The 23166-nt window shown below is 39.6% G+C and carries 22 protein-coding genes; 7 read left to right on the top strand and 15 right to left on the bottom strand.

What is annotated here, in order from left to right:
• Nucleotides 1-55 precede the first annotated feature (55 nt).
• The 11 genes from ACUR5C_RS07010 to ACUR5C_RS06960 all read right to left on the bottom strand — a co-directional run bounded on the left by ACUR5C_RS07010 (nucleotide 56) and on the right by ACUR5C_RS06960 (nucleotide 11442).
• Nucleotides 56-1060 carry an FAD:protein FMN transferase gene (locus ACUR5C_RS07010; protein ID WP_454467641.1) on the bottom strand — a complete coding sequence of 335 codons (1005 nt, stop codon included), beginning with the start codon at nucleotides 1058-1060 and terminating at the stop codon, nucleotides 56-58.
• Nucleotides 1061-1181: 121 nt separating this feature from the next.
• On the bottom strand, nucleotides 1182-2126 hold the full coding sequence (locus tag ACUR5C_RS07005) for an AgmX/PglI C-terminal domain-containing protein (protein WP_454467640.1): 945 nt from the start codon (nucleotides 2124-2126) through the stop codon (nucleotides 1182-1184).
• Between the two features lie 5 nt (nucleotides 2127-2131).
• Nucleotides 2132-2650, bottom strand: a complete 519-nt coding sequence (locus tag ACUR5C_RS07000; RefSeq protein WP_454467639.1) for an ExbD/TolR family protein — start codon at nucleotides 2648-2650, stop codon at nucleotides 2132-2134.
• Nucleotides 2647-3207, bottom strand: coding sequence for an ExbD/TolR family protein (locus tag ACUR5C_RS06995; RefSeq protein WP_454467638.1), 561 nt, complete (start codon nucleotides 3205-3207; stop codon nucleotides 2647-2649). Before ACUR5C_RS06995 ends, ACUR5C_RS07000 begins: the two co-directional genes overlap by 4 nt.
• Before the next feature lie 28 nt (nucleotides 3208-3235).
• Nucleotides 3236-3964, bottom strand: a complete 729-nt coding sequence (locus ACUR5C_RS06990) for a MotA/TolQ/ExbB proton channel family protein (protein ID WP_454467637.1) — start codon at nucleotides 3962-3964, stop codon at nucleotides 3236-3238.
• Nucleotides 3965-4166: 202 nt separating this feature from the next.
• Complete coding sequence (locus ACUR5C_RS06985; protein WP_454467636.1) at nucleotides 4167-4556, bottom strand: hypothetical protein; 390 nt, start codon at nucleotides 4554-4556, stop codon at nucleotides 4167-4169.
• A gap of 96 nt (nucleotides 4557-4652) precedes the next feature.
• Nucleotides 4653-5327 (bottom strand): tetratricopeptide repeat protein, encoded by a 675-nt coding sequence (locus ACUR5C_RS06980; protein ID WP_454467635.1) that lies wholly within the window; start codon nucleotides 5325-5327, stop codon nucleotides 4653-4655.
• On the bottom strand, nucleotides 5314-8109 hold the full coding sequence (locus ACUR5C_RS06975; RefSeq protein ID WP_454467634.1) for a tetratricopeptide repeat protein: 2796 nt from the start codon (nucleotides 8107-8109) through the stop codon (nucleotides 5314-5316). Before ACUR5C_RS06975 ends, ACUR5C_RS06980 begins: the two co-directional genes overlap by 14 nt.
• A 71-nt stretch (nucleotides 8110-8180) precedes the next feature.
• The gene (locus ACUR5C_RS06970; RefSeq protein WP_454467633.1) at nucleotides 8181-10145 is read right to left on the bottom strand and encodes a tetratricopeptide repeat protein; all 1965 of its coding nucleotides are present in this window, start codon (nucleotides 10143-10145) and stop codon (nucleotides 8181-8183) included.
• A gap of 8 nt (nucleotides 10146-10153) precedes the next feature.
• On the bottom strand, nucleotides 10154-10717 hold the full coding sequence (locus tag ACUR5C_RS06965) for an AraC family transcriptional regulator (RefSeq protein WP_454467632.1): 564 nt from the start codon (nucleotides 10715-10717) through the stop codon (nucleotides 10154-10156).
• Nucleotides 10718-10953: 236 nt separating this feature from the next.
• A complete protein-coding gene (locus ACUR5C_RS06960) occupies nucleotides 10954-11442 on the bottom strand; it encodes a TlpA family protein disulfide reductase (RefSeq protein ID WP_454467631.1) in 489 nt (162 codons plus the stop codon).
• A 410-nt stretch (nucleotides 11443-11852) separates the two neighbouring features.
• Here ACUR5C_RS06960 and ACUR5C_RS06955 point away from each other — a divergent pair, with 410 nt between their 5' ends.
• Entirely contained in the window at nucleotides 11853-13604 is a 1752-nt protein-coding gene (locus ACUR5C_RS06955; protein WP_454467630.1) for a cyclic-di-GMP receptor FimW-related protein, read from the top strand.
• Here ACUR5C_RS06955 and ACUR5C_RS06950 read toward each other — a convergent pair.
• Nucleotides 13582-14775, bottom strand: a complete 1194-nt coding sequence (locus tag ACUR5C_RS06950; RefSeq protein ID WP_454467629.1) for a YihY family inner membrane protein — start codon at nucleotides 14773-14775, stop codon at nucleotides 13582-13584. The genes ACUR5C_RS06955 and ACUR5C_RS06950 overlap by 23 nt on opposite strands.
• Before the next feature lie 66 nt (nucleotides 14776-14841).
• Between ACUR5C_RS06950 and arsC the strand changes: the two genes are divergently transcribed.
• The 3 genes from arsC (at nucleotide 14842) to ACUR5C_RS06935 (ending at nucleotide 16339) form a co-directional block, all read left to right on the top strand.
• On the top strand, nucleotides 14842-15192 hold the full coding sequence (gene arsC / locus ACUR5C_RS06945; protein WP_454467628.1) for an arsenate reductase (glutaredoxin): 351 nt from the start codon (nucleotides 14842-14844) through the stop codon (nucleotides 15190-15192).
• Nucleotides 15193-15286: 94 nt separating this feature from the next.
• Nucleotides 15287-15877, top strand: a complete 591-nt coding sequence (gene wrbA / locus ACUR5C_RS06940; protein ID WP_454467627.1) for an NAD(P)H:quinone oxidoreductase — start codon at nucleotides 15287-15289, stop codon at nucleotides 15875-15877.
• Nucleotides 15878-15946: 69 nt separating this feature from the next.
• A complete protein-coding gene (locus ACUR5C_RS06935) occupies nucleotides 15947-16339 on the top strand; it encodes a DUF2069 domain-containing protein (protein WP_454467626.1) in 393 nt (130 codons plus the stop codon).
• A gap of 17 nt (nucleotides 16340-16356) precedes the next feature.
• Here ACUR5C_RS06935 and aroC read toward each other — a convergent pair whose 3' ends face one another.
• The 3 genes from aroC to ACUR5C_RS06920 all read right to left on the bottom strand — a co-directional run bounded on the left by aroC (nucleotide 16357) and on the right by ACUR5C_RS06920 (nucleotide 19357).
• Nucleotides 16357-17439, bottom strand: a complete 1083-nt coding sequence (aroC, locus tag ACUR5C_RS06930; RefSeq protein ID WP_454467625.1) for a chorismate synthase — start codon at nucleotides 17437-17439, stop codon at nucleotides 16357-16359.
• Between the two features lie 203 nt (nucleotides 17440-17642).
• Nucleotides 17643-18911, bottom strand: a complete 1269-nt coding sequence (gene aroA, locus ACUR5C_RS06925) for a 3-phosphoshikimate 1-carboxyvinyltransferase (protein ID WP_454467624.1) — start codon at nucleotides 18909-18911, stop codon at nucleotides 17643-17645.
• Nucleotides 18912-19042: 131 nt separating this feature from the next.
• The gene (locus ACUR5C_RS06920; RefSeq protein ID WP_454467623.1) at nucleotides 19043-19357 is read right to left on the bottom strand and encodes a DUF6122 family protein; all 315 of its coding nucleotides are present in this window, start codon (nucleotides 19355-19357) and stop codon (nucleotides 19043-19045) included.
• A gap of 273 nt (nucleotides 19358-19630) precedes the next feature.
• Between ACUR5C_RS06920 and pabB the strand changes: the two genes are divergently transcribed.
• The 3 genes from pabB (at nucleotide 19631) to ACUR5C_RS06905 (ending at nucleotide 23129) form a co-directional block, all read left to right on the top strand.
• Nucleotides 19631-21076, top strand: coding sequence for an aminodeoxychorismate synthase component I (pabB, locus tag ACUR5C_RS06915; RefSeq protein ID WP_454467622.1), 1446 nt, complete (start codon nucleotides 19631-19633; stop codon nucleotides 21074-21076).
• A gap of 6 nt (nucleotides 21077-21082) precedes the next feature.
• Complete coding sequence (locus ACUR5C_RS06910; protein ID WP_454467621.1) at nucleotides 21083-21640, top strand: CoA pyrophosphatase; 558 nt, start codon at nucleotides 21083-21085, stop codon at nucleotides 21638-21640.
• Nucleotides 21641-21764: 124 nt separating this feature from the next.
• Nucleotides 21765-23129, top strand: coding sequence for an L-serine ammonia-lyase (locus ACUR5C_RS06905; protein WP_454467620.1), 1365 nt, complete (start codon nucleotides 21765-21767; stop codon nucleotides 23127-23129).
• The last annotated feature ends 37 nt before the right edge of the window (nucleotides 23130-23166 follow it).

Here is a 23166-nt window from a genome sequence, read left to right as displayed (position 1 = left end):
GAATTAGTGCCAAGCTAACATTTAGTGAATTTAAGGGAGATGGTTAATTATTGAGCTATTCTGCCGGGGTTAAATCTTTAGACAGCAATAACTTACCTTTATTGTTCACTATAATTGCGGAAACATTTGGCATGGCGTTAACCAGGGCCATGCCCTCTTTAACCCCTAACACAAACACGCTAGTGGAAAGCGCATCAGCAGTGATTGAATCATCCGCTATTATAGTCGCACTTTGAATCTCGCGCGCAGAGTCGCCAGTTTTGGGATCAATAATATGATGGTACCGCTTACCCTCGAGCTCAAAAAACCTTTCATAATCTCCCGAAGTTGATAGTGCGACGTTTTCCAATGGCATATTAGCGAGTAATTTGTCCGGGTTTCTAGGGTGCTTAATTCCAATATACCAGAGCCGGCCATTTTTTCTGCCTATTATACGGCTATCGCCACCGGCATTAACAAATGCATTTTGAATACCATGCCGCTGCAAAATTTGAATCGAACGATCAACTGCATAGCCTTTGCCAATACCGCCAAGATCAATTTTAACTCGCTTATCGGTAAAGAATACTTCTTGGGTTTGAGGGTTAAGCTGAATATTACGATAATTGATAGCAGAGCGTAACTGGTCAATTTGAGACGCGGTTGGTTTTACCTGCTCTCTATAATTGTATAAATAGCCCACACTCGAAAAACTGATATCAAACGCTCCATGGGTCAACTCTGCAAAATAATGAGAGCGCGCTAATATATCAAACATTTCTTGGCTAATTTTCATTGCGCCTTTGGCAGCGTTTTCATTGATCTGAGTTAACTCACTGTTCGGCTTGTAGGGACTCATCACGCGATCAATGCGCTCCATTTCCTCCACAACATCTTTAATCAGTTGACTAGCTAACTTTTGATTTGCGCTTTCAAACTCAACTTTAGCCAAGGTTCCCATCACTTCAAACTGATGACTATGCCATGATTTGCTTACTTTATTTTCACGCGCCGTTACAGGCTTATTTACGCCGACAGTCAATATGAAAATAAAACTAATTAAAAACCATTTTACGTGCATTCTGACTTCCTGACTTGTATTTGACTAAAAATACGCCATTACTAACCAATAATAGCGATAAAATAATTGACTCGAATAAGGCAATTTTTAATGAAAAAAGTTTAAAAATCGCCTTATTTTTTTAAGAAGGGAAAAAGTTGATTACATAGGTACTATTCCAAGTCGCTACTTGCGCTGCGCCAAAGTTTATTCGTTTAATTCTTGCGACTAAACGTTTTTCTAGAGCGGGATTATTTAATTCGCTTGACTCAATTTCACAGCTACTTACTCGCCCGTCTGGCTGTATGGTAAGACGAAAACTTACGCGACCTTGAATGCTTGGGTCTTTTCTTAGCGCTCTATGATAAAGCGCAAATATCGCCGGTTTATTCTTTTCAAACTCTAGCTGAATATTTTCTGAACTTCGTTTCAATGCTCCCGAAGCAGACTTAACTTGCGTATTACTTACCGCCTCGTCAATATCACTTTTAACTTGAGTGGTATTTTGGCCAGCTAACCTTCCGGTACCAGAAGATTGGCTCGCCGTAGCGACCTTAATTCCACCACTGCCTTGAGTTGCCTTTTTAGTAATAACCGAGCGCGTAACTTGGGCAGCCTGCCCTGTATCATTAGCTAAGCTCTTATTCTCTTTTAAGTTTTGCATATCGTCCGGATCACGTAAGTCTGCCAATGCATCAAATACGGCGATATGTTTTTTAGCAACTTCTTTTGCGGTATTTTTAGGCTCTACTTTCTCGGGTTGTTTTTCCGGCTTAGGCTCTTCCTTTTTTTCTTCTTTAGGTTCTTCTTTGGGCTCTTCTATTGGCTCTTCTTTTGGCTGCTCTACTGGCGGTGGAGGCTTAACTTCTTTCTTTTTCTCAAGCACCATTTTTACCAGCCTAGGAGGAATGCTAGCGGCTCTATCACGATCAGGTTTTACCACATCAATAAAAGGCACCACCGCTCCAAATAAAATACTAACAATAAGCAGAACCAACAAAATTCTAAAAAAGCGTGACGACTCTACCTCGTCATTTTCCCAAGGTAAAATAGGAGTTAGCATTGAACTGTTAAGATAACTTGCCATGCAGATTAACTTCCCTTGCCATTGTTTGAATCGTTAGATTGGCCGCGCTTCATTACCGCCATTGATATGTTGGTATAGTTAGCCTGACTTAATGTGGCTAAAATTTTCTTTAGCAGCTTATAGGGAATTTCTTTATCTCCCATGACCGTCACTTCTAATCCTTCTTCTAGTGCTGCTCCGGTCCAAGACTGCTTTGCTTGAAACTGCATTTCTTTAAGCAATGCTTGAATAACAACTTGGTCACTCTTAAGCACTTGCTCAACATTGGCTATTACTCGGCCTTGCACCAAAATTTGCTCATTATTCACTAACACGATCACCGTTTCTTTAGGTAACTGTTGTGCGGTTGACTCAGGTAGTTTCACCGCTTTACTGCTAGGTAACTGCTCGACACTTGACGAGTTAACTAACAAGAAAAACACTAAAATCGTAAAAATATCCATTAAGGATACAAGGTTTAAGCTACTCGTCCCAAATCGCTTGTGATGTCTTTCCATGCGAACGGCTCGATACGACTTTTTCATTGTTGAGCCCCATCGCTTTTGGGTTGTGAAGAATTAAAACTAACCGGCGGCGCGTCTCCCATAGAAATATTAGGGAATAACTCACCTTGAATAACAAATCCTTGAGAATCTAACTCGATCTCTTCTCTTTCGATTAAGCGCACCGCATCCATAGTTTGTACCAAAATATCATATTGAGTGTCCGACTCTAATAATAAGGTAACCCCGGTATCGGTATTAAATTCAGGGTGTTGTTTGACCTGTTGTAAGTATTCATTAAGGCCTTTAAAGTCGTATTCGGAATCTAACATGGGTATGCTTTTTAACAGACCCGACTGCCTTTCTAGAACATCGAACTTGTCTTTACGGATAACAACCTCTAAAGCTTTCGGCGGCTCATCTTCAGACGGCAGAGATTCGCTCACACCTTCTGGCAAATTTAGGTTTAAAATTGAAACTTGAGAAAACACTGCAGTAATAAGTAGAAATGGAACTAAAACCACCATTAAATTCATAAACGCAGTAATATTTAATTCTGCGTTGTTTTCACGTGTTCTTTTCGATTTACGTCGAAACATTGGTTCACCAATCCATTAAATGAGCGGCTTAGGCTTTTTTCATAGGCGCTTTTGCTGGCTCTGAAGGTCGTGCATCTCTAATTAAATTAACAAACTTAACAGAGGCCATTTCAATGCTATCAACAATCTCGGTGGTTTTTGTTTGTAAAAAGGTAAACGCTAATAACAACGGGATAGCCGCCATTAAACCAAATGCGGTAGTATTCATTGCAATAGAAATACTTGCAGATAGAATATTTGCTTTTTCTGCAGGGTCAACGTTGGCAACCGCAGTAAATGCTTTAATCAGACCTAAAATGGTACCTAAAAGACCAAGCAAAGTCGCAATATTGGCAAATGTTGCTAAATAAGGTGTGCGCTTTTCTAGCCGTGGTAGCACTTCCATCAAGCCCTCTTCCATAGCCATTTCTAAATCATCGTGACGTCGGCCTTTACCCACTTTTGACAATCCATAGGCTAATATTCTTCCTATTGCAGAGCGAGAGTTTGAAGCGACTTCCATTGCCTGGCGAAAGTTACCTTGGTTTAGAATTGGTAAAAGTCGCTTCCAAGCAGCTTGATTTTTAGCTTTCATCAAATTTAAATAAATAAACCTTTCTAATGCGATGGCCAAGCCAAAAATGAATACAATCATTATGGGGTACATAAAGGCACCACCATCTTGAAAAAAGCTCACAATGACATCAAAAGTTCCTGGTTCTACTTGATTACCAGAGTTCGCAATTTGAGATGCTAAATCGTTTTGTTCTTGAGCCATGAGATTCCCCTACTGGCAGTATTTAAGTCAATATTTGAATAGTGATGCAATAAGCAACAAAGTAACAGTTGCGAGATTAATTAACTAGTATAGACATAATCATTAATATTAAAAGTAGTATTAGTTCACAGAAACATCCTTACCTATTGATAAAACCTAATGCAATATCATAGACTTAAGCGCTTTGCAGAGCTTGCTAAGCTCATTCTGTTTTCTCTGCATTATTGACGCTCTGAGTTAGCTGGCGGTAAAACTTCACTTGTTTAGTAAAAACCTCAGGGTCAATTGGTGCGTAAACTTCATCCACCAAGCGAGTAATTTCAGGAGGAGAAGCCTCACTAGCATCCCCTTTCCAAGGAACAATATAAAGTACATTAGGTAAATCTTTAGTTCCAGAAACATTCATTCCTAACACAGTCTCTTCAATAAGGGTTTGTGACTTTGATGGCTGTTGTGCAGTCTTTGCTTGTTGCTGTGAAGGATTTGCTTGCTCACTTTCTTGTGCTAACAAAAATTCATTTTGAGCAATAAGCAAACTACATAGTACCGCAAACGCTAGGTGACGTATTTTAGTTAAAAATCGTTTTTTCATGATCATAAGTTACTCTCAATTCTCTCGCTCATTTATTGTAGGCCTATTTAATGTAAGCCTATTTTATTTGCCTAAGATAAGGCAAACTTTGCTTGGCTAATTCATTCGTCGCTTTAAATCGATAATCCATTTGTTGACTGTTTCTTTTTTAGCTGTCGATAACAGTAGGTACTGCTGGTAGTGCTGTAAGGCTAACTCAAAGTCATAAAGATAAATATCGGCCAATATGCCCAAATTTAAATGCACAGTTGCATGATTGGGATAAATTTCTATCGCTTTTTGGTAGGCCGCCTTGGCTTGAGCAAATTGACCTTGCTCCCTTAAGGCGAGCCCTTGCAACTCAAAACAATAATAATTATTTGGCGTTACGTTGATACAACTTTGGCTTTCTTCTACTGCGGCTGCAAAGTCAGACTGCTGCATATAAATTCTAGCTAACCGATAATGAGGCCCTGATGATTGTGGAAATTTCAATTTAAGACTTTTTAAACTCGCAATCGCTTGATCAAACTGCTGCTTAGAGAGCAAGTTATCTACCTCATCATACGCTTTGACTAAATCTAAGTCTGGCGTCAAACTCATAGGATCTGGAATATTCGAAATTATTACAGCAGCAATCTCTGCACCTTGTGAGTCTTTTTGCGGCTCACTAGACGAAGCGTCGTTGGCGGAGGCCTTGATACTTTGAGCCCCTTGCTGATTTCCTGTGGCGCAACTGGCTAATAAAACGATAGCTAAAGCAAAAACGCTAACTTGACTAAAACGAAACATTGGAAAGCGCCTCTAAATTTTCATGTTTATCGTATTGGATAGGTTTTAGCTTGCGCAATGAGTCTATACTTGCTTTGACAGAATCATCGTAAACGGCCTGTTTAGTTCTTTGAGCATTTGTTTCGTAAAAGCTAATCGCTTTATCTTCAAACGGTAAAGCTTGATCTTCTAAAAGGAACCCATACTCTTCTAATTCATCTTCGTTTAACCCTTTAGGCCTTTCAGAGTTCATTAAGTCAGTTGCAAGTATTTGATATATTTGTGCGACTTTATGCGTACTGGCGGTGGTAAATTCTGCGATTCCATAAGCCCCTATTTGATTATAAGCTTGCAACGCTTTCTTCATTGCACTCCGTTTACTTTTTAAGCTTTTAGCCAGCGGTAATTTAAGCTTAATGCGCTTAAAAGATTCAAATAACGGTAAAGACAAATCATATTGAGACTTAGCCGCTAAATAGGCAGTTCTTGTATTATTTTTAGCTTTATTTTGGGCATAAAACTCGACTATTTTCTTACGCCAAAAATCACGCTTACTAGAATCGCTTTTACCGGTGTATAACTCAACTAAAATAGCTCTCGCCTCTTGCGCTAATAAATAAGGCTGCGGGTACTCCCAAACATAAAATTTATAAGCCGCGATGGCTTTATCAAAAAGCTTTGCTTTGTGATAAAGCTCTGCTACCTTCCAATAACCTGCTCTAGCTAGTTCTGGATCATTCTGTTGTTTTGACAACAAATTATACTCAACAGCAGCTTTACTCCAGTCTTGTTGTTGCTCGTAAATGAGCGCAAGCTTTTCAGGAATATCTTTAGCTAGTGGGTGTTTTGGATAACTTAACCTAAAGCCTTCTAGCGCTTGGGCCGCCAAATCCCACTGCTGAGTTTGAATCATTAAAACAGCAGCGTCAAAATAGGCTGTAGCGGCAACCGCTAAAGTGGGCTCTAACGCTTTAACTTTTAAAAATAACTGAATCGCTTGCTCAAATTGACCAGCTTGTTTAGCTGCATCAGCTAATTGGTATACCGATTCAGCGCGCCTTTGCCTAAATATTTGGCGCTGTTTATTATTTAGTTTTACGCTATTTAATAGCTGAGTAATTGCAACTTCTGCCTTTGCATAATCTTTTAAATCAAACAGGCCATTAGCAATTATAATTAAAGCGCGTTCTTTCTGTTTAACTGATATTTTAGTTGGCAACGCCAGCAAATTTTCTGATGAGGTAATTGCGCCTAGCACATCGCCAATTTGCAGTTGTTGTTCTGCTACATTAGCTAATATTTGTGGTGTTTTTTCATCTTGATTAAACACGGTTGTAAACTGCGTTCCACTCTGAATCAATGGCATTAAACGCTCAGTTTGGGTCGCACCTTTCGGGTGCTGATAAGCTTGTAACGCAAGTAATGCTTTATACCCTGCATCACGCGAGAATTTAGAAATAGGATTTTTATAAGCAACTATTTCAAACTCATGGGCCGCTTGCAAAAGCTGTTTTCCATCTAATAGTGCTTCAGCAAGCGCATACCGATATTCACTATCAATTTGCGGCTCGTTAAAGGTAGCCAAAATTTCTCTATACCATTTAGCTGCAGCCAAATAATCTTTCGGTTGTTTAGACTGCTGTGCTTTTGCGTGATAGTACTTAGAAATGTCGTCTAAATGCAGTCTGAGCAATGGCATTAAATCATCAATCACTTTTCCAGAATACTCTGCCCAAAATTGACTATTTCTACCGTAACTATTCACAAAATTTTCTTTCGCTGGCAAAATCAAACTAGGAAAGCCACCTTTTCTGTAAATTTCAATAACCTTAGTGTGAAAGTCAGGCGCGGACAAAGCGATTGGATTGAGTTTGATAAAACCTAAATAAGTGTCAGCGGCATCTTTAAATCGCTCTTGCTCAATATACAAGTCGGCTAGCGCAGCATAGATTTTATCTTCATAGTTTTTACGTCCAAACTGTGCAAAATACTGATTCACTGTTTCTGCACCATCTTGGTTATAAAAAGATAAGCTAATAACTCTCAAGGTATCTTTTATTAAATCACCAACGAGTCGGGTCTGACCTACACCAGCAGATTGTTGGTGTACTAAGCGTTCGTACAAAATAAAAAAGTCTTGTAGTGCTAGCGAAAAATTATTTTGTTTAAACAAAGACCAGCCGCGCTTGTAAAGCGCTTTGTCGTAATACTCTGAGTTTGCTCCTTTACTTATCACTTCACTGTATGCGTTTTCAGCAACAGGATAATTTTTTCGCACAAAATAAGCTTCACCCCGCCTAAACTGACTTTCTAAATAGGTTACTGAGGCATTATGATTCACAGCGATTTGATCAAGTATCGCTAAAGATGACTCTGGGTCACTATTGAGCGAATGAGCTCGCGCTAATTGATATTTAACCTGATCGATTTTGGGGTAGTTTGGGTATTCACGAAGTAACGTTGAATATAATTGGATCGCATCATTAAAATTCGCACTTTTAACACTGCTAGCTAAATTAGCATTATTTTCATCGCCCAGTTTAATCTCTGCCAAGCGCATAGTTAAATCAGCCAGCCTATGTAAGGCTTCTTTGCGAACTTCTGGGTTGCCCCGTGTTAACAATCGTTTATAACTATTAATAACGGTTTCTGGTGGCACATCTTCGAGTGCAGAAGTTTCTACTGTATCGACTTGCTGATCATAAAAACTTACTCGAGGCTCTTGGTCTTTAGGCAATAATTCATTAAACGGAATAAGACGCTGCATGCTTGCACAAGAGACTAAAATTAATACCAGGCTCAAACTAATGCAAGACCTTAACCCATAGTATGGCTTAGTTAAGCGGCTGAATATAAAACGGCCTAAAGTCATGATTAATCTAGCTCCGGCAGTTTTAGTGCTTGCTCATGCAATCTGGCAATAGAAAGGTCCGACTGCAATAAATAATGTTGCAACGCTTTTTTTCTACTATTTAAAACCTTTACAATTTGGGTTTCTAATGCGTTAGCTTGTAGCTTTATTTGCTCGTCGACTTTACCCTGTAATCCTTGTAGATTTTGCGAAGCTTCATCTATCTTTTGCTGATAGCCTTGAAAACGAGTTTGGGCAACATGACGAGCATCAGCTAAATTTTGTTTTCTTAATGACATTTTGTTTATGGCTTCTCTAATCTCCAAAGCGACTTTTTCGAGCTGCCAAATTTTCGCAACTTTGCCTTCTAACAATTGCCACTTTAAAACACCATTGGCTCTACGAGCCTTTTCTTTTTGCTGGTTGCTAAGTAACTCATCAGGTATATCCGCTAATTTAGCATTTAACCCAGTTAATCGTTGGTAAATTTCTAGTTGATTTGAGTTAGCTAGTTGATGAATATTTTTATCTTGCTTTAAGTTGTCAATAACGCGCTCAAGCTGGGTTAATTCTTGTTGGAATTTCTCTACCATGCCAGTCTTTAAATAGTCATTAATAACAGGCATTTTTTGTTCAAAGCGCAATTCGTTGGTTTTAACAATTTGGTCAAATGTTGGCAACTCTCTTTCCCACTTTTCTAGCAAGGTAGCAAGCTCGCCTAATTTTAAGTAACTTTTAAAGCTTTCATTAAAACGGTGTTCAGAAACAAGCTCAAATAAATAGTAGTCCAGCTCATTGCCTAATTGTTGAAGGTCACTTAATGTGAATTGCTGTGTATTTGAGTCGACCTGGCCAGACTCAAGCACTAAGTTGATGACGAATTGCTCTATAATTTTTTCATTTTTAATTTTATTAAGCACATCATCAATCATTTTAATCTGTTGCTCAAAATTTAAAGCAGCAGTCTGATAATTTGTGAGAGCTTCTTGTAATGCGCCTAATTTTTGCAGTGCGTAAGGAATGGCTAGCTGCACTTCTTGAACCGCAACATCGCGAATGTCATTTTTACTCAGTGCATTCCAATGAGACAGTGCTCGCTGAAAATTAGCCTGTTCGGCATAACTCCAGCCAATACCAAGAAGCGCTTTGTTGGCGCTTAGAGAATTCAATCTTACTTTATTTAAATGTTTCCTTGCTTGTTCATAGTTCTGGTGGGATAAATTGTAATAACCTAAAGCCAAGTTAGCGCGATCAATTACATTTTTAGTTATCTCATCACTTTGCTGCGTCAACTTTATATTATTAAGAATACTAGTTGCTTGAGCTATTTTTTGTTCCTTTAAATACAACATGCCTAAGTTAAACTGACTAACAGCGGCTAAATTAGAATCTACAGAAATTTGTTTTAACCAAGTTTCAGCCTGCTCTAACCGATTGAGCTGCATCGCTAGATTACTTAGTATCACCAAGCACTCATCTTTGAGGTTGCTATTTAATTGCGGTAAGACTCGCTCTAATCGAAACTCAGCCTGCTGCAAATCACCTTGTTTATAGTGAAGTTTACCTAAATAAAATTCAATTTTAGAAAATAGACCAGACTCTAGTTCATCTTCTTGCAGTAGCGTATTAAAGATTTTTTGAGCGTGACTCAACATGCCAATATCTAAATAAATTACTCCAGATAATAGCTCTGCATTTTGGCGATGATGGAATAACTGACCGCGCTTTTTAGCAACCAGAATTTGATTTAAAGCTTCTATAGGTTTGCCTCTAAAATATTCAAATAAAATATTTCCATAGGCTAAGTCTTGCAGCACTATGGGGGCTTTCAAGTTTTCTTGGTTTGTTTTGGCGGGCTTATCGATATTTTCTGCGTTACACAGGTTGATAACTGAGATTGCAGCAAGCCATGCAGCAAAAATAAAACTTCGCCTAGAGCGAGTGCGGTGTAGCAGCGAGATAGGCCAAAAGCGGTTTGACAGCTTCATTTGCAAACTTACCACTCAATTACATTTAATTTTGGCTGCTGTTTGGTTTCATCGTCTCTAATTTGAATCTCTAAAGCTGAGGCTTCGCTATCTTTGGTAAACTTAAACGCAACTGCTTTTCGAAAATCTCGCTTATAGGGACCAGTCCCTATAACAATAGCGACCACTTCGTGCTCACCAACGCTTAAGTTGCCTACATAAAGCTTTTGAATAGCGCCTTTTAACAGGGCTTTAGTGTCATTTTCTGTATATAGGTAGTGGGTGACGTCTTTGTCGTCTATTTTCAGCTTTACGTTATCCAATGAAAAAAACTGACCAATATCCATCGACAAATAGACTGCAACTTGAGTAGAAGCAGGAAACAATAAATCTTCTTCTAAAATAAATAAGTCTCTGTTAACACTTAAAACATCTTTTTTTAAGTTCTCCAGCTTTTCCGCAGTCGTGATTTCCGAGCTGGACTCTGACTCACTCAAGGCCGATGCGCTCCCGGCGAAAGAGATTAAAATTATAAGGCAAGGTACAATCCACTGCTTCAACTTAAACATATCTTCTCTTCTTAAAAAGTCCATTGAGCAATAAGCCGCTCTTAACATAAGGATAGAAGTCATTTTTCTACAAAATTACTTCTCTCAACTCACGACTAATCATTAAATCTTAAAGCGACGCTTAAAACAACAAGCAAATATCATTACTAGCCAGTCGCTTGATTAATCACTTAATAATATCGCAGTTGGGAATAGAAAAACCTAACTAGTCCTCATTTTAAATCGATAGATTATTTAATTAATTGAACAATTTCGGTAACTTAGCTTTTGTTTTTCAACTGGTTTAGCGCTAAATTCAAGCTATTATGATCCTGCTTACCCTCTAACATGAGCAATACTTCGCCTTTAGAATTAACAATATAGTTAGTTGGTAAGGTTTTAGGCAAGCTAAACGGTAAAATTGGACTCGGACTAGTGGCCATAACAGGGTATTTAAAATCCCATTTGGTCACTATTGATTTGAGCTCGTCTTTTGATAGCTGATCATAACTAACGCCAATTACAATTGTTTGGTTGTTTTCTTGGTGCACTTGATTTAAGGCTGGGATCTCTTCTAAACATGGCGCACACCATTCGGCCCAAAAATTAATAATAATTAAATTGCCTTTATATTGAGAAAGCGAGACTTTCGCGCCATCTCCATCAAGTAAAGTAAATTGATTATTTTCCTGACAAGCGCTTAATGTAGCCAAAATAGCTAAAAAGCAGCCAAATAGTAATTTATTGCGAATTTGTGCTATAGTTTTCATAGATAGGCAACTCTGATATAGTCTAACTAATAGGCATAACCTATTGATTAATAAAATAGTTCTTAATTTTCATGCGGTTTGTCTTAAACACTGTTAAATTATATAAAAAGCGTTTAAACTTAAATTTGCACGCAATATTATAATTATTAGAGATAATATTTGCGGTATATCAAATTGCGGCTATGCTACCTTAATCTTAGCGCGATTGGAATTTGAGTTTCAGCGAACAAAAGTTAACTTAATAGTGAGTCGAGGCAATGCTTACTTTCAAGTTCCTTGTTAACTGAGTGGCAAAGAAAGATTGAATGGTTCAATCGTCGAAATCAGTGTATACCTTAAATTATATGGATATAATCAATCGTTTAGGCGAATTAAGTTAGCTGTAACTGGGAGAGATGTAAACGAAAAACATGGATAGCCTAAGATTAACAATACCTTCCCAACAGGAAGGCCAGCATATTCTCGTTGAAACAGACAAAACCAAGCTGTCAGAGTGGTTGCGCTCTCTTCCGCTTGCTGACATGTCGAAATCACTTACCGAAATCACACGTGCCATTTCTAGTTTAAATCGAACAGAAATGCCTTACAAACAACGTGCTGAACTTGTTGAACAGTTTGATTATAGCTACCGCATTATCCACGATCGCTTCCGTCCCCAAATTATCACTTTTGCAAAAAGCCCAGAATTCGAAAAAGATAACATAGAGAAGTTGCACAATTTCACCAGAGAAATGGCTTTTGCACACAAAATAATCGTCAACGACAGCCAAAACAAGCGCCAATTATGGGGCAAAAACAAATTAAAGATAAAATCTATCGCTTTTTCGATTTATTACCTTGGGCTGATGTTAATTGAGCAGTATGAAATGTACACGCCCGTGCCTATTTATTTGTGGCGTGAAATTAACACCTTATTTGCATTTGCAGGCAAAGAAGAAGTCGAAAAAGAAAGTATTGATTCAGGCCGCTCTCATTGTCTTGGTTCTATTGAGCAAAACTATATTCGCAATTGCTTAATTGCATTAGCAGATCCTTATCACCTTGATAAAACTGAGCATTGGCATCTTTTTTACTATCTTCAAAACTGGGTACATTTAGCCACTATTAGCGAAGATCCAGATGACTTTAGAAAGCAAGAATGCTTTATTATTGATGTTACAAGCGAAAATAAACCTAACTTTGTAACCAGCGAATTAGATGATCCTGAAGATCCTAAAATTAGACTGCTGTTAACTTTTGATCTACTGCGTCAAATTAACTATGACTTAGAAAACTTAGAACAAAACAACACCCTGTCTGAAAAAGCGTTTCACCGCTCGATTAGCCAAGATACCGCCAAATATCTGTGGGAACACGTAGACAAGCACTGGCGCCATCGCGTTGAGAGAAATGCTCGTCGTTACCCTATCGTGACCCGAGTAGATGTGGTCTGGGGCATTAATGACATTAGCCGAGTATTAGGACGTGCAGAGCAAAATGGACGTAAAGCGCTTAATTTTGACGAAATTGCAGCGCTTACTAAAATCTCTCAGCCAGAGCAGCTTTCGTGGGACGCTATAAATGTAAGTGCCGGCGGAATTGGCTTATGTTCTCGCCAATATATGCTGCCTAAAATCAAACTTGGCGATCTGGCTTTAATTCGCGAGTATATGGATGGAAACCCTGCTCCGCATTGGCGTTTAGCTATTTGCCGATGGCATACGGGTGACAAACTCAATGGAACCATGTTGGGGCTAAAGTATATTGAAGGCCGTTACCAACCTGTGCGGTTAATTTTACACCAAGGTAAAAATGAAAAAGGTGGTCAACCGGGCATTGTGGTTTCGGGAACCGTTATTGAAGGCAGCAATTCAGCAACCATTATTACTGCGCGAGGTTCACACAGAGAAAACCGCGTTTATGCCATGCTAGGTTTAGATAAACCAGTAGAAGTTCGGCCGCGCTTAAAGGTTGAAGTAACGCCGTGTATAGAGCGCTTTTTCTACCAAACTTATGAATTAAGAGACGAACTCGCTGAAGAAGTACAAGATGAAGTATCCGACGTAATTCCTTGGACTAGTATTCCACATGAAAAAGGCGATATACAAGACGACTTTTTAAGCGAATCTGACCCTGATGAAAGCTTATCGCTTAATGACCTTAGGCTTCCAGGTGATCACTAAGCTGCTGATTAATCCCCTTTATTAATTGCTTTACTTGGAGCTTGATGTTTTCAGGCAATTCGCAAGCGTCTACTTCTTGTAGTGTTGGAAGCTTTCGATTTGCCGCTTTATACGCCAACTTATAATCAATTGCGCTGGCGTTGTTGATCAGACAGTAAGATTGATCTTGACCTTTAGACACAACATTAAACTCGATTAATTTCTCTAACCACCGAATATAGCAAGCTTCCCAGCGTTTACGTGTCTCCAGACTTAACTCATCTTCGTTAATCGTTTTACCTAGTTTTTGATGCTCAATCAGCACTAACAATACTTCAACAACTTCTAAAAACGGGTGCTCAGGTTCTTCTTGTGATTGACTAAATTGAAATGATTCTAGTGCGTGACATAATTCAGCGCCAAACAGCACAATCCCCCAAATGACATAAATCCAAATGAGAAACAATGGAATTGTAGCCAAGGCACCAAAAATCAGCTGATAGGTTGAAAAGCTACTCACAAAAATCGCGAACAGCGCTTTGGCTACTTCAAATAAACTGGCTGTAACTAAACCAGAAAACACCGCATGTAAAACGAATATGCGACGATTTGGTATTACAAAAAACATCACCGAAAAAGCAATTGCCGCCATGAAAAACGGAACCCAGAAAGTCATCCATTGACTATATTCTGCGACATTAGTAAACACAGGTAATGACTGAATATAAGACGAAATTAAAACACTGGAACCTAACAATATGGGGCCTAAGGTAAGAATAGCCCAGTAAACCAATAAGGTTCGTACCATCGATTTATTAGACTTTACTTGCCAAATTTTATTAAAACTGGCGTCGATTGTCCGCATTAACAACAATGCGGTAACGATTAGCATCACAAAGCCTAACCCTGATAGCCCACGTGCTTTGGCGACAAACTCATTTATATAAGTTTGCACTGTTTCACCTGTTGCTGGCACAAAATAGCGAAACATCAAGGTTTGCACTTCTTGCCCTAGGCTTTGAAAGCTAGGGACAAATGCTAATAAAGAAAAAATAACCGCGGTTAATGGCACTAAGGCTAACAAGCTAGTAACCGTTAATTCGGCCGCAATTGAAGAGCAACGATCAGCGGAGTAACGCCGCATTACGTAAGAAATAAACGCTTGTAAATATTTAAGTCTTTCTTCTATCACAACTAAGCCCTAAAATAGCCTTTTTTAAAAACATCTTCATATTAACAGTAAAAGAGGCAATCACAAGTGGCAAAGCTGACTATTTATCATAACCCGCGCTGTTCTAAATCAAGACAAACGTTAGAGCTAATGGTTAACAATAATGCTGAAATAGAAGTTATCGAATATTTAAAAAACCCGCCGTCTGAGCAACAGCTTGGCCAAATTTTGGCGGCTTTAAAATTAACGCCTCAAGAAATTATGCGCAAAAAAGAAGCTGAATATAAAGCTGCAGGACTAGACAACTTGGAGCTTAGCGAAGCACAACAAATAAAACTAATGGTCGCTAACCCTAAAGTAATTGAGCGCCCTATCGTAGTTAAGGGCAAAAAAGCAATTATAGGCCGTCCGCCAGAAAACGTATTAGCTTTATTATAATATTTGTCGCTGCTGCTCTTTTAGTTAAGCAGCGATAATTTTTATTCGCCATAAAGCAAGTTTACACGGCCATCATTTAAGTAAGGTTTTAGCAATGTTAAACATATTAGTGCTGTATTACTCAGCTTCTGGAAGTACTCGCGAATTAGCCAAACTAATCGCTAGAGGAATTGAAAAACAAAGTGCTTGTGCTAAGTTGCGCACAGTTCCATCCGTTTCTGCTAAAACCGAAGCTACTCAACCAAACGTACCAGTTGAAGGTGATCTTTATGTTTCATTAGAGGACTTAAAAGAGTGTGACGGTTTAGTTGTCGGTAGCCCTACTCGGTTTGGCAATATGGCCGCACCCTTAAAATACTTTATCGACTCTACCAGCCAGCTGTGGATGAACTGTGAACTTGCCGGTAAACCGGTAAGCTTTTTTACCTCAACCAGTAGTTTACATGGTGGCCAAGAAACGACTTTACTCAGCATGATGATGCCATTTTTGCATCACGGAATGCTAATTTCAGGCCTGCCTTATAGTCAAACAGGCCTAATTCACACCAACAGCGGTGGCACTCCCTATGGTGTGAGCCACTGGAGCGGACAAAACAACGATAGAAGCATTAGTCAGCATGAAAAAGAACTGGCCATAGCACAAGGTGAAAGAATGGCTATTTTAGCTAACAAGCTAAAATGTTAATCTAGCCTGCTATTCGCTAATCGCCCAATGACTTAACCGTTAAAAAACCTAGCCTAAAGAATTAATATTATGACAATTGAAGCCCCTACACCACGAATGCTATTGGCCCATAGGCTCACTCTAATTGGCTATTTTGGACTGATTTTATTGATTCCGGTTTGGAATCTCGCTTGGTTTCCGTCGCCACAGTTCTCTAACACCACGCTAACCGTAATGTGGCTTATTCCGCTTGCTTTTCCGGCTTGGGGGCTAATACAAGGCAAAGCTTACACTCACGCTTGGTCTGGATTTATTGCCGTACTTTACATTTGCCATGCACTGACTTCTTTTGTCACCAACTTTAACGAATGGCCAGCGATCACCTTAGAGTTAATATTTGCATCGCTGTTTCTTTTTGCAGGCATGTATTTTGCTAAATGGCGCGGCGAGCAACTTGGCTTACAACTGCCTAAAAACAAATAACTGAGCAAAACCGTTTTTTACTCACAATAAGCTTTGTGTCTTAACCAGTGATCACATAAAACCAGTGCAGTCATAGCGTCAACAATAGGCACGGCGCGAGGCAATACACAAGGATCGTGACGGCCACGCCCTTGAAATTCCGTAGCAGAACCATCGAGCTTAACTGTCGATTGCTTTTGCATTATGGTTGCTACCGGCTTAAATGCGACTTTAAAGTCTAATGCCATGCCATTTGATATACCACCTTGTACACCGCCTGAATGGTTGGTATGAGTTTTAATTTGCTTGTTATCATCAGTGTAAAATAGGTCATTGTGTTCGCTGCCTAACATTTGGGTTCCAGCAAAGCCTGAGCCAATTTCAAAACCTTTACTCGCATTGATTGCAAGCATTGCTTTGGCTAAATCGGCTTCTAAACGATCAAAAATGGGCTCACCTAAACCAATGGGCATATTTTTAACACTGCCTCTCACTACCCCGCCGATGGTATCGCCGGCTTTACGAACCTGTAAAATTTTGTCTTGCATTAACTTTGCAGCTTGGGTATCAGGACAGCGAACGGGATTACTTTCAACTTGAGCTTCGGTAACTTGCTCAAAATCGATCGAGCATTTTATGTCTCCAACACTTTCCACCCAAGACAGTATTTCAATACCTTGCTGTGCTAATATTTTTCTAGCGATAGCACCGGCAGCAACATTCGCTGCAGTTGTTCTCGCAGAACTACGACCGCCACCGGCAACATCACGTAAACCGTACTTTGCTTGGTAGGTAAAATCAGCATGACTAGGACGATACAGCTCAGCCATTTCACTATAATCTTTAGAGCGTGAGTTAGTGTTTTTAATTAAAAGGCTTATTGCTGTTCCTGTCGTTTTTCCATTGACCACACCCGATAATATCTCAATTTGATCCGCTTCATTTCGTTGCGTAACCAATTGACTTTGCCCAGGCCTGCGCTTATCTAAATAAGGCTGAATATCTTGCTCGCTCAAACTAATACCCGCAGGACAACCCTCTACGACACAACCAACCGCAGGTCCATGAGACTCACCCCAATTAGTCACTCTAAACAACTTACCAAAACTATCGCCTGCCATAATGTCTATGCCTTAAAAACTAAATCTTTGAAAAACTAAATCTTTGAAAAACTAAATCTTTGAAAAACTAAATCTTTGAAAAACTAAATCCTTGAAAAACCGAATCGCTTAAAAACCAAATCATTTAAAACGTTCTTTACCTTTAAATAACCCAACTTATGTTTTGTTTAAGCCTATTTTAATATCACCACGCCCAAACCTCACTAAGATGAGACAACCTGAGACTCTATGCCGATTTGTGTTAATACATCCCAGTAACTTGGAAACGACTTTTCCACTACCTGTGCATTATTGATGACAATCCCTTGCGTTCGAATTCCCAGCAACGCAAGACTCATTGCCATGCGATGATCATCGTGAGTTTCTAGTGTTGCGGCATGCGGTTTGCCGCCAACTATTTCTAAAAAGTCAGCACCATAATTTACTTCAATTCCCGTTTTTTGAATTTCTTTTGCCGTATCGCTAATACGGTTAGACTCTTTGTACGCTAAATGAGCAATATTCGTGATAGTAACTTTTCCTTCACAAAAGCAAGCGACTGCTGCGAGAGTTTGAACCGCATCTGGCATTTCGCTCATATCAATGCTTATGCCTTTTAAACTTGAGGGACCACTCACAGTTAAGTCACCCTCATGAAAACTCACCTCACAGCCCATTAACTCAAGAACACGATAAAACTGAGCTTCACCTTGAACTGATGTTTGGTCGAAGTCTTTAATAGTAACTTTACCACCACTAATGGCGGCGGCGGCCATAAAGTAAGTAGACGAAACTGGGTCAGCTGGAATATGGTAAGTGCCACCACGGTAATTTTGCCCTGCAGCAACTCGATAACTATTATCACTTTGCTCTACTTTAACGCCTAACAGTCCCATTAACTGGATAGTCATTTCTACATAGGCTTTAGAAACAAGCGCAGACTCTAACTGAATCGTTAAGCCGTTAGGCAGCAAAGGCGCAATAATTAACAACGCGCTTAGGTACTGACTACTTCGACTGGCATCTAACTGGCATTGCTCATATTTAATTGGACCGGTGATTTGCGCGGGTAAACAGTTATTAGGCGACTCAACACTCACGCCTAAACTTCGCAATGCGCTAAATAACTCAAGCATAGGACGAGTCGCCATTTTGCTCGAGCAACTAATCTTAACCGAATGCTTTTGAAGTGCAGCAATCGCACTCACAAAACGAGAGAAAGTGCCACTATGTGCTGTATCTAAAGTGACTAACTGTTCAACTGGCTGGCCTGGTTTTACGATAATATTGCCCGCTTCACGTAAAACGGAATAGCCTAATTGATTTAAGCCCTTAATTGCCACGTTAATATCGTCATTTAACACCACATTTTTAAGGATTGACGGAGTCTGCGCCAAAGCGCACATAGGCAAAAGCCGATTGGCAATATATTTACTTCCCGGCAAGGTTAAACTAGCGGAAATATCAGTGTTTGGGGTGATTTGTCGATTCACAGAAAGTCGATTACTTGTTATAGAGTATTAGCACGATTAAACCTTGCTGCATGCAAAAAGTAAATGCTATTAGCGTTTTATAGCCATAATTTATAGTTGCTAATTATTTCAATCGGCTTAATTTGTGAGCGCTACTCAAACCAAAACTTAATTGGAAGCAAGCAATCTTGCCAATCGAGAGCCATATGAATCAGCAGCCCAATAGACACAAGTCTTGTAGGCCGAAAGCATAAACCCACAACATAAACAGCAATAGCCCAGTAGGTATGCAGTGGATGAAAATTAATGCTACAACGGTTGGGATCATAAATTGGGCTGGCTAATAAGTGATCAATATCGACCAGCATCGTCAGCATAAAAATGAAATAAACTTTTAACCAATGCTTTGAGAAAAAAAGCCGCGCCACAATCAGCGGTAAAATTAAATGCAATAAAAGGTGAAACATTAATGAACTCTACGTCTTGTCTCAGTTACAATAGATAATACTGTTTTGCACCTTTATCGGTAAAGGTTTAAAGCCAGCCATGAGTGACTTTAATTAAACATGTCTTCATTAAACAAGATTTAATTAAACAAGAATTAATTAAACAAGCTCTATTGGCCATTACTGAAAGCATAATATCTGTTTACAAACTTTAATGGTTTAATTACGCGCTTAGCTTAACTTAAAACTTAGCAATGGCAACCTTTACAAATTAACTCGACGCTTTTATATATCATGCAGCAAATAGAACTTAACTATATAAACCGCCAAACTAAGCTCGATGCCTACGAAGGCCTATTAAGCGCGCCTTGGTCAATGCTGCTAGACAGCGCTGGCAGCGATCTAGCCTATAACCGCTATGATATTTTAGTCAACTCTCCCAGTGTCACGCTGAGTTTTAATAATAATGAAGTCAACCTGACCACCAACTCAAACCACCTAGCGCCACCACTGGTTAATAAACTCAATAGCATCGCAGAGCAGTTTAGCGAACATCCACTCATCTTAATGCGCAAAATCAACCAATGCTTTAATCAGTTAATGAGCCCTACTCATGTTGAGTGCGAACTGCCATTTGTCGGGGGCTGGTTAGGTTACCTTAGCTACGACTTTGGTGAGCATTTAGAAAAATTTACCAATACGCAGCAAGACGATATTCAAATACCTACGTTAGCAATGGGTTTTTACCAGTGGGCTTTAATTAACGATCATCAATTAAAAACATCGACACTGTATAACTTTGGTCTACCCGAAAGCGCTTGGCAAGAGCTAACAAAGCGTACGACAGAAAGTCTAGCATTAGCGCCATTCGCAATTTCAGAAAACACCTCAGCGAATAATCACTTTAAATTAACCAGTCAATGGCAAAGCAATATCAGTGCAGCCGAATATAAAAACGCCTTCACTCGTATTCAAAACTACATTAAAGCGGGAGACTGCTATCAAGTTAACTTTGCACAGCGTTTCAAGGCACAGTTTCAAGGAAACTCGTATAGCGCTTATAAAAAGCTTAGTTTAGCCAATCAAGCGCCATTTTCAGCCTACTTAAAATATACAGACTTTGAAATTTTGTGCCTCTCACCAGAAAGGTTTTTAGAATGCAACAGAGGCAAAGTAATTACTCAACCGATTAAAGGAACCCGCCCTCGCAGCGACAACCAAACAAAAGACCGTGCTTTAGCTGATGAACTGACTAATAGCGAAAAAGACCGTGCGGAAAATCTAATGATTGTCGACTTGTTACGCAACGATCTTAGTCGAACCGCCGCTAAAGCCTCTGTAAAAGTATCGCAGCTTTTCGGCCTGCATTCCTTTAAAAGCGTCCATCACTTAATTTCGACAATTGAGTCTCAACTGGCACCTCAATTTGATATATTTGACTTGCTTTCAACTAGTTTTCCCGGAGGTTCTATTACTGGTGCACCAAAAATTAGAGCCATGCAAATAATCTTCGAGCTAGAACCTCATAAAAGAAACCTATATTGCGGTAGCATTGGCTATATTGATATTAATGGAAAAATGGATACTAATATTTGTATTAGAACTTTAATCAGTAAACAGAAGAATCTTTACTGTTGGGCTGGAGGTGGCCTTGTTGCGGACTCTAGTGCCAGTAGTGAATATCAAGAAACTTTTGATAAACTGGCTAAAATATTACCTATATTAGAAGCGGAAATTTAAAACCTAATGAATTTTGAGTCTATTCGCGACAGCTTAATTTCCATTGATGAGCCCTACCAACCGCAGCCTGAGCTTCGTTGTGCTGGAGTTTTAGTGGCATTTGTAGAGTCCAAAGATCGCAACTGGCAGATTCTATTAACCACTAGGGCTAGTCATTTAAAGCACCATCCAGGTCAGATTAGCTTTCCAGGTGGTAGCTATGAAACGCACGATGGAAGTTTAGCGCAAACCGCGATACGCGAAACTCAGGAAGAAATCGGTATTAGTCCACAACACATTCAATTATTAGGACGCTTACCTGAGCAACAAACCATCTCAAAATATAATATAACACCTTATGTTGCTCAAATTGATAGCAACTACCGCATTAAGGTTGATAAAAACGAAGTTGATGAGGTTTTTACCGTACCGCTCGCATTTTTAAGTGACTTAAGCCACTATAAAACGGTTGCAAGGACTTACCAAGGAAAGAATTACCACTATTATGTTATTCAATATAAGCATTACAATATTTGGGGAGCGACTGCTAAAATATTGCATAACTTAGTTAGTCGAATAAACTAAAAACGCATACTTAACACTGGCTAAACCAGTGAAGAATAAATAGAAAGTAGTACGCTCTCGTCTACGCAAATGTCATAATAAATAAGTAATCAATTAGCTACTAAATTTTATATAGAGGTTTCGCTTGGCTGTTTCAGTTTTTGATCTTTTTACCGTGGGCATAGGCCCTTCAAGCTCTCATACCGTTGGGCCCATGCGCGCTGCAAGAATGTTTGTGCACAAAGTCCTCGATCTTGACACGCCAGTAGCGCGGGTTGTTTCTGAACTCTATGGCTCATTAGGTCACACCGGTAAAGGGCATGGAAGCGATGTTGCAGTACTGTTAGGGCTAGAAGGCGAACAACCAGACTTAATTGACACAGATACTGTTCCAGATCGAATGGAACGAATTAGACAATCTAAACAACTTAATTTAGATGGGCGCGTTAAGATTGATTTCGATGGCAAGAACGACCTTGTTTTTCATCGTAAAAAAACCTTACCCGGTCACGCTAATGGCATGCAATTTAGTGCCTTTGATAACAATGGCGACCTAATATTACAAAAAATATACTACTCAGTTGGCGGCGGTTTCGTTATTAGCGATGACACCGATCCACAGCCCATTAAAGAAGCCCACTTGCAGTTACCCTACGACTTTCAATCGGGAGACCAACTACTTCAAATTGCTAAAGAAACCGGCAAAAGCATCTCAAGCATTATGCTAGAGAATGAAAAAGTTTGGCGAACTGAAGCTGAAATTATGCAAGGGCTCGACAACCTTTGGGAAAACATGAATGCCTGTATCGCTAAAGGCATGCGCACCGAAGGTGTGTTACCCGGCGGCTATAAAGTAAAACGCCGCGCAGTTTCGCTACACCGCCGCTTAGTTTCTAGAGGTGATTCACAAGATCCACTTGCAGCGATGGACTGGGTTAACCTATATGCGCTCTCAGTTAATGAAGAAAATGCTGCTGGCGGGCGGGTAGTTACCGCACCAACCAATGGCGCTGCCGGAATTATTCCTGCAGTAATCAAGTATTATGAGCATTTTTACAAACCACAAAACAAAGATAATATTCGACGCTTTCTGTTAGCCTCTGCTGCTATTGGCATTCTTTATAAACTCAATGCATCAATTTCTGGGGCTGAAGTAGGCTGTCAGGGAGAAGTCGGCGTTGCCTGCTCTATGGCAGCAGCGGGACTCACAGAGGCACTTGGTGGTACCCCAAGCCAAGTAGAATGTGCCGCAGAAATAGGTATGGAACATAACTTAGGCTTAACTTGTGATCCGGTAGGTGGTTTAGTGCAGGTGCCTTGTATAGAAAGAAACGCGATGGGTTCGGTTAAAGCGATTAATGCCAGTCGTTTGGCATTACAAGGCGATGGCGAACATAAAGTTTCACTGGATAAAGTAATAAAAACCATGCGCGAGACCGGTGCCGACATGAAAACAAAATACAAAGAAACCGCGCGCGGCGGGTTGGCTGTTAACATTATAGAGTGCTAAACCCTTGATACCCATTTTAGTTTAGGCAATGAACTAC

It is taken from the genome of Aliikangiella aequoris (assembly GCF_053709105.1).
The sequence above is the reverse complement of the archived record's forward strand: the minus strand, read 5'-3'. Positions and strand labels throughout refer to the sequence as shown.

Coding starts and splice junctions, on each gene's coding strand:
- ACUR5C_RS07010 (WP_454467641.1), bottom strand. CDS start 1,060: ATGCACGTAAAATGGTTTTTAATTAGTTTTATTTTCATATTGACTGTC.
- ACUR5C_RS07005 (WP_454467640.1), bottom strand. CDS start 2,126: ATGGCAAGTTATCTTAACAGTTCAATGCTAACTCCTATTTTACCTTGG.
- ACUR5C_RS07000 (WP_454467639.1), bottom strand. CDS start 2,650: ATGAAAAAGTCGTATCGAGCCGTTCGCATGGAAAGACATCACAAGCGA.
- ACUR5C_RS06995 (WP_454467638.1), bottom strand. CDS start 3,207: ATGTTTCGACGTAAATCGAAAAGAACACGTGAAAACAACGCAGAATTA.
- ACUR5C_RS06990 (WP_454467637.1), bottom strand. CDS start 3,964: ATGGCTCAAGAACAAAACGATTTAGCATCTCAAATTGCGAACTCTGGT.
- ACUR5C_RS06985 (WP_454467636.1), bottom strand. CDS start 4,556: ATGAAAAAACGATTTTTAACTAAAATACGTCACCTAGCGTTTGCGGTA.
- ACUR5C_RS06980 (WP_454467635.1), bottom strand. CDS start 5,327: ATGTTTCGTTTTAGTCAAGTTAGCGTTTTTGCTTTAGCTATCGTTTTA.
- ACUR5C_RS06970 (WP_454467633.1), bottom strand. CDS start 10,145: ATGAAGCTGTCAAACCGCTTTTGGCCTATCTCGCTGCTACACCGCACT.
- ACUR5C_RS06965 (WP_454467632.1), bottom strand. CDS start 10,717: ATGGACTTTTTAAGAAGAGAAGATATGTTTAAGTTGAAGCAGTGGATT.
- ACUR5C_RS06960 (WP_454467631.1), bottom strand. CDS start 11,442: ATGAAAACTATAGCACAAATTCGCAATAAATTACTATTTGGCTGCTTT.
- ACUR5C_RS06955 (WP_454467630.1), top strand. CDS start 11,853: ATGGATAGCCTAAGATTAACAATACCTTCCCAACAGGAAGGCCAGCAT.
- wrbA (WP_454467627.1), top strand. CDS start 15,287: ATGTTAAACATATTAGTGCTGTATTACTCAGCTTCTGGAAGTACTCGC.
- ACUR5C_RS06935 (WP_454467626.1), top strand. CDS start 15,947: ATGACAATTGAAGCCCCTACACCACGAATGCTATTGGCCCATAGGCTC.
- aroC (WP_454467625.1), bottom strand. CDS start 17,439: ATGGCAGGCGATAGTTTTGGTAAGTTGTTTAGAGTGACTAATTGGGGT.
- ACUR5C_RS06920 (WP_454467623.1), bottom strand. CDS start 19,357: ATGTTTCACCTTTTATTGCATTTAATTTTACCGCTGATTGTGGCGCGG.
- pabB (WP_454467622.1), top strand. CDS start 19,631: ATGCAGCAAATAGAACTTAACTATATAAACCGCCAAACTAAGCTCGAT.
- ACUR5C_RS06910 (WP_454467621.1), top strand. CDS start 21,083: ATGAATTTTGAGTCTATTCGCGACAGCTTAATTTCCATTGATGAGCCC.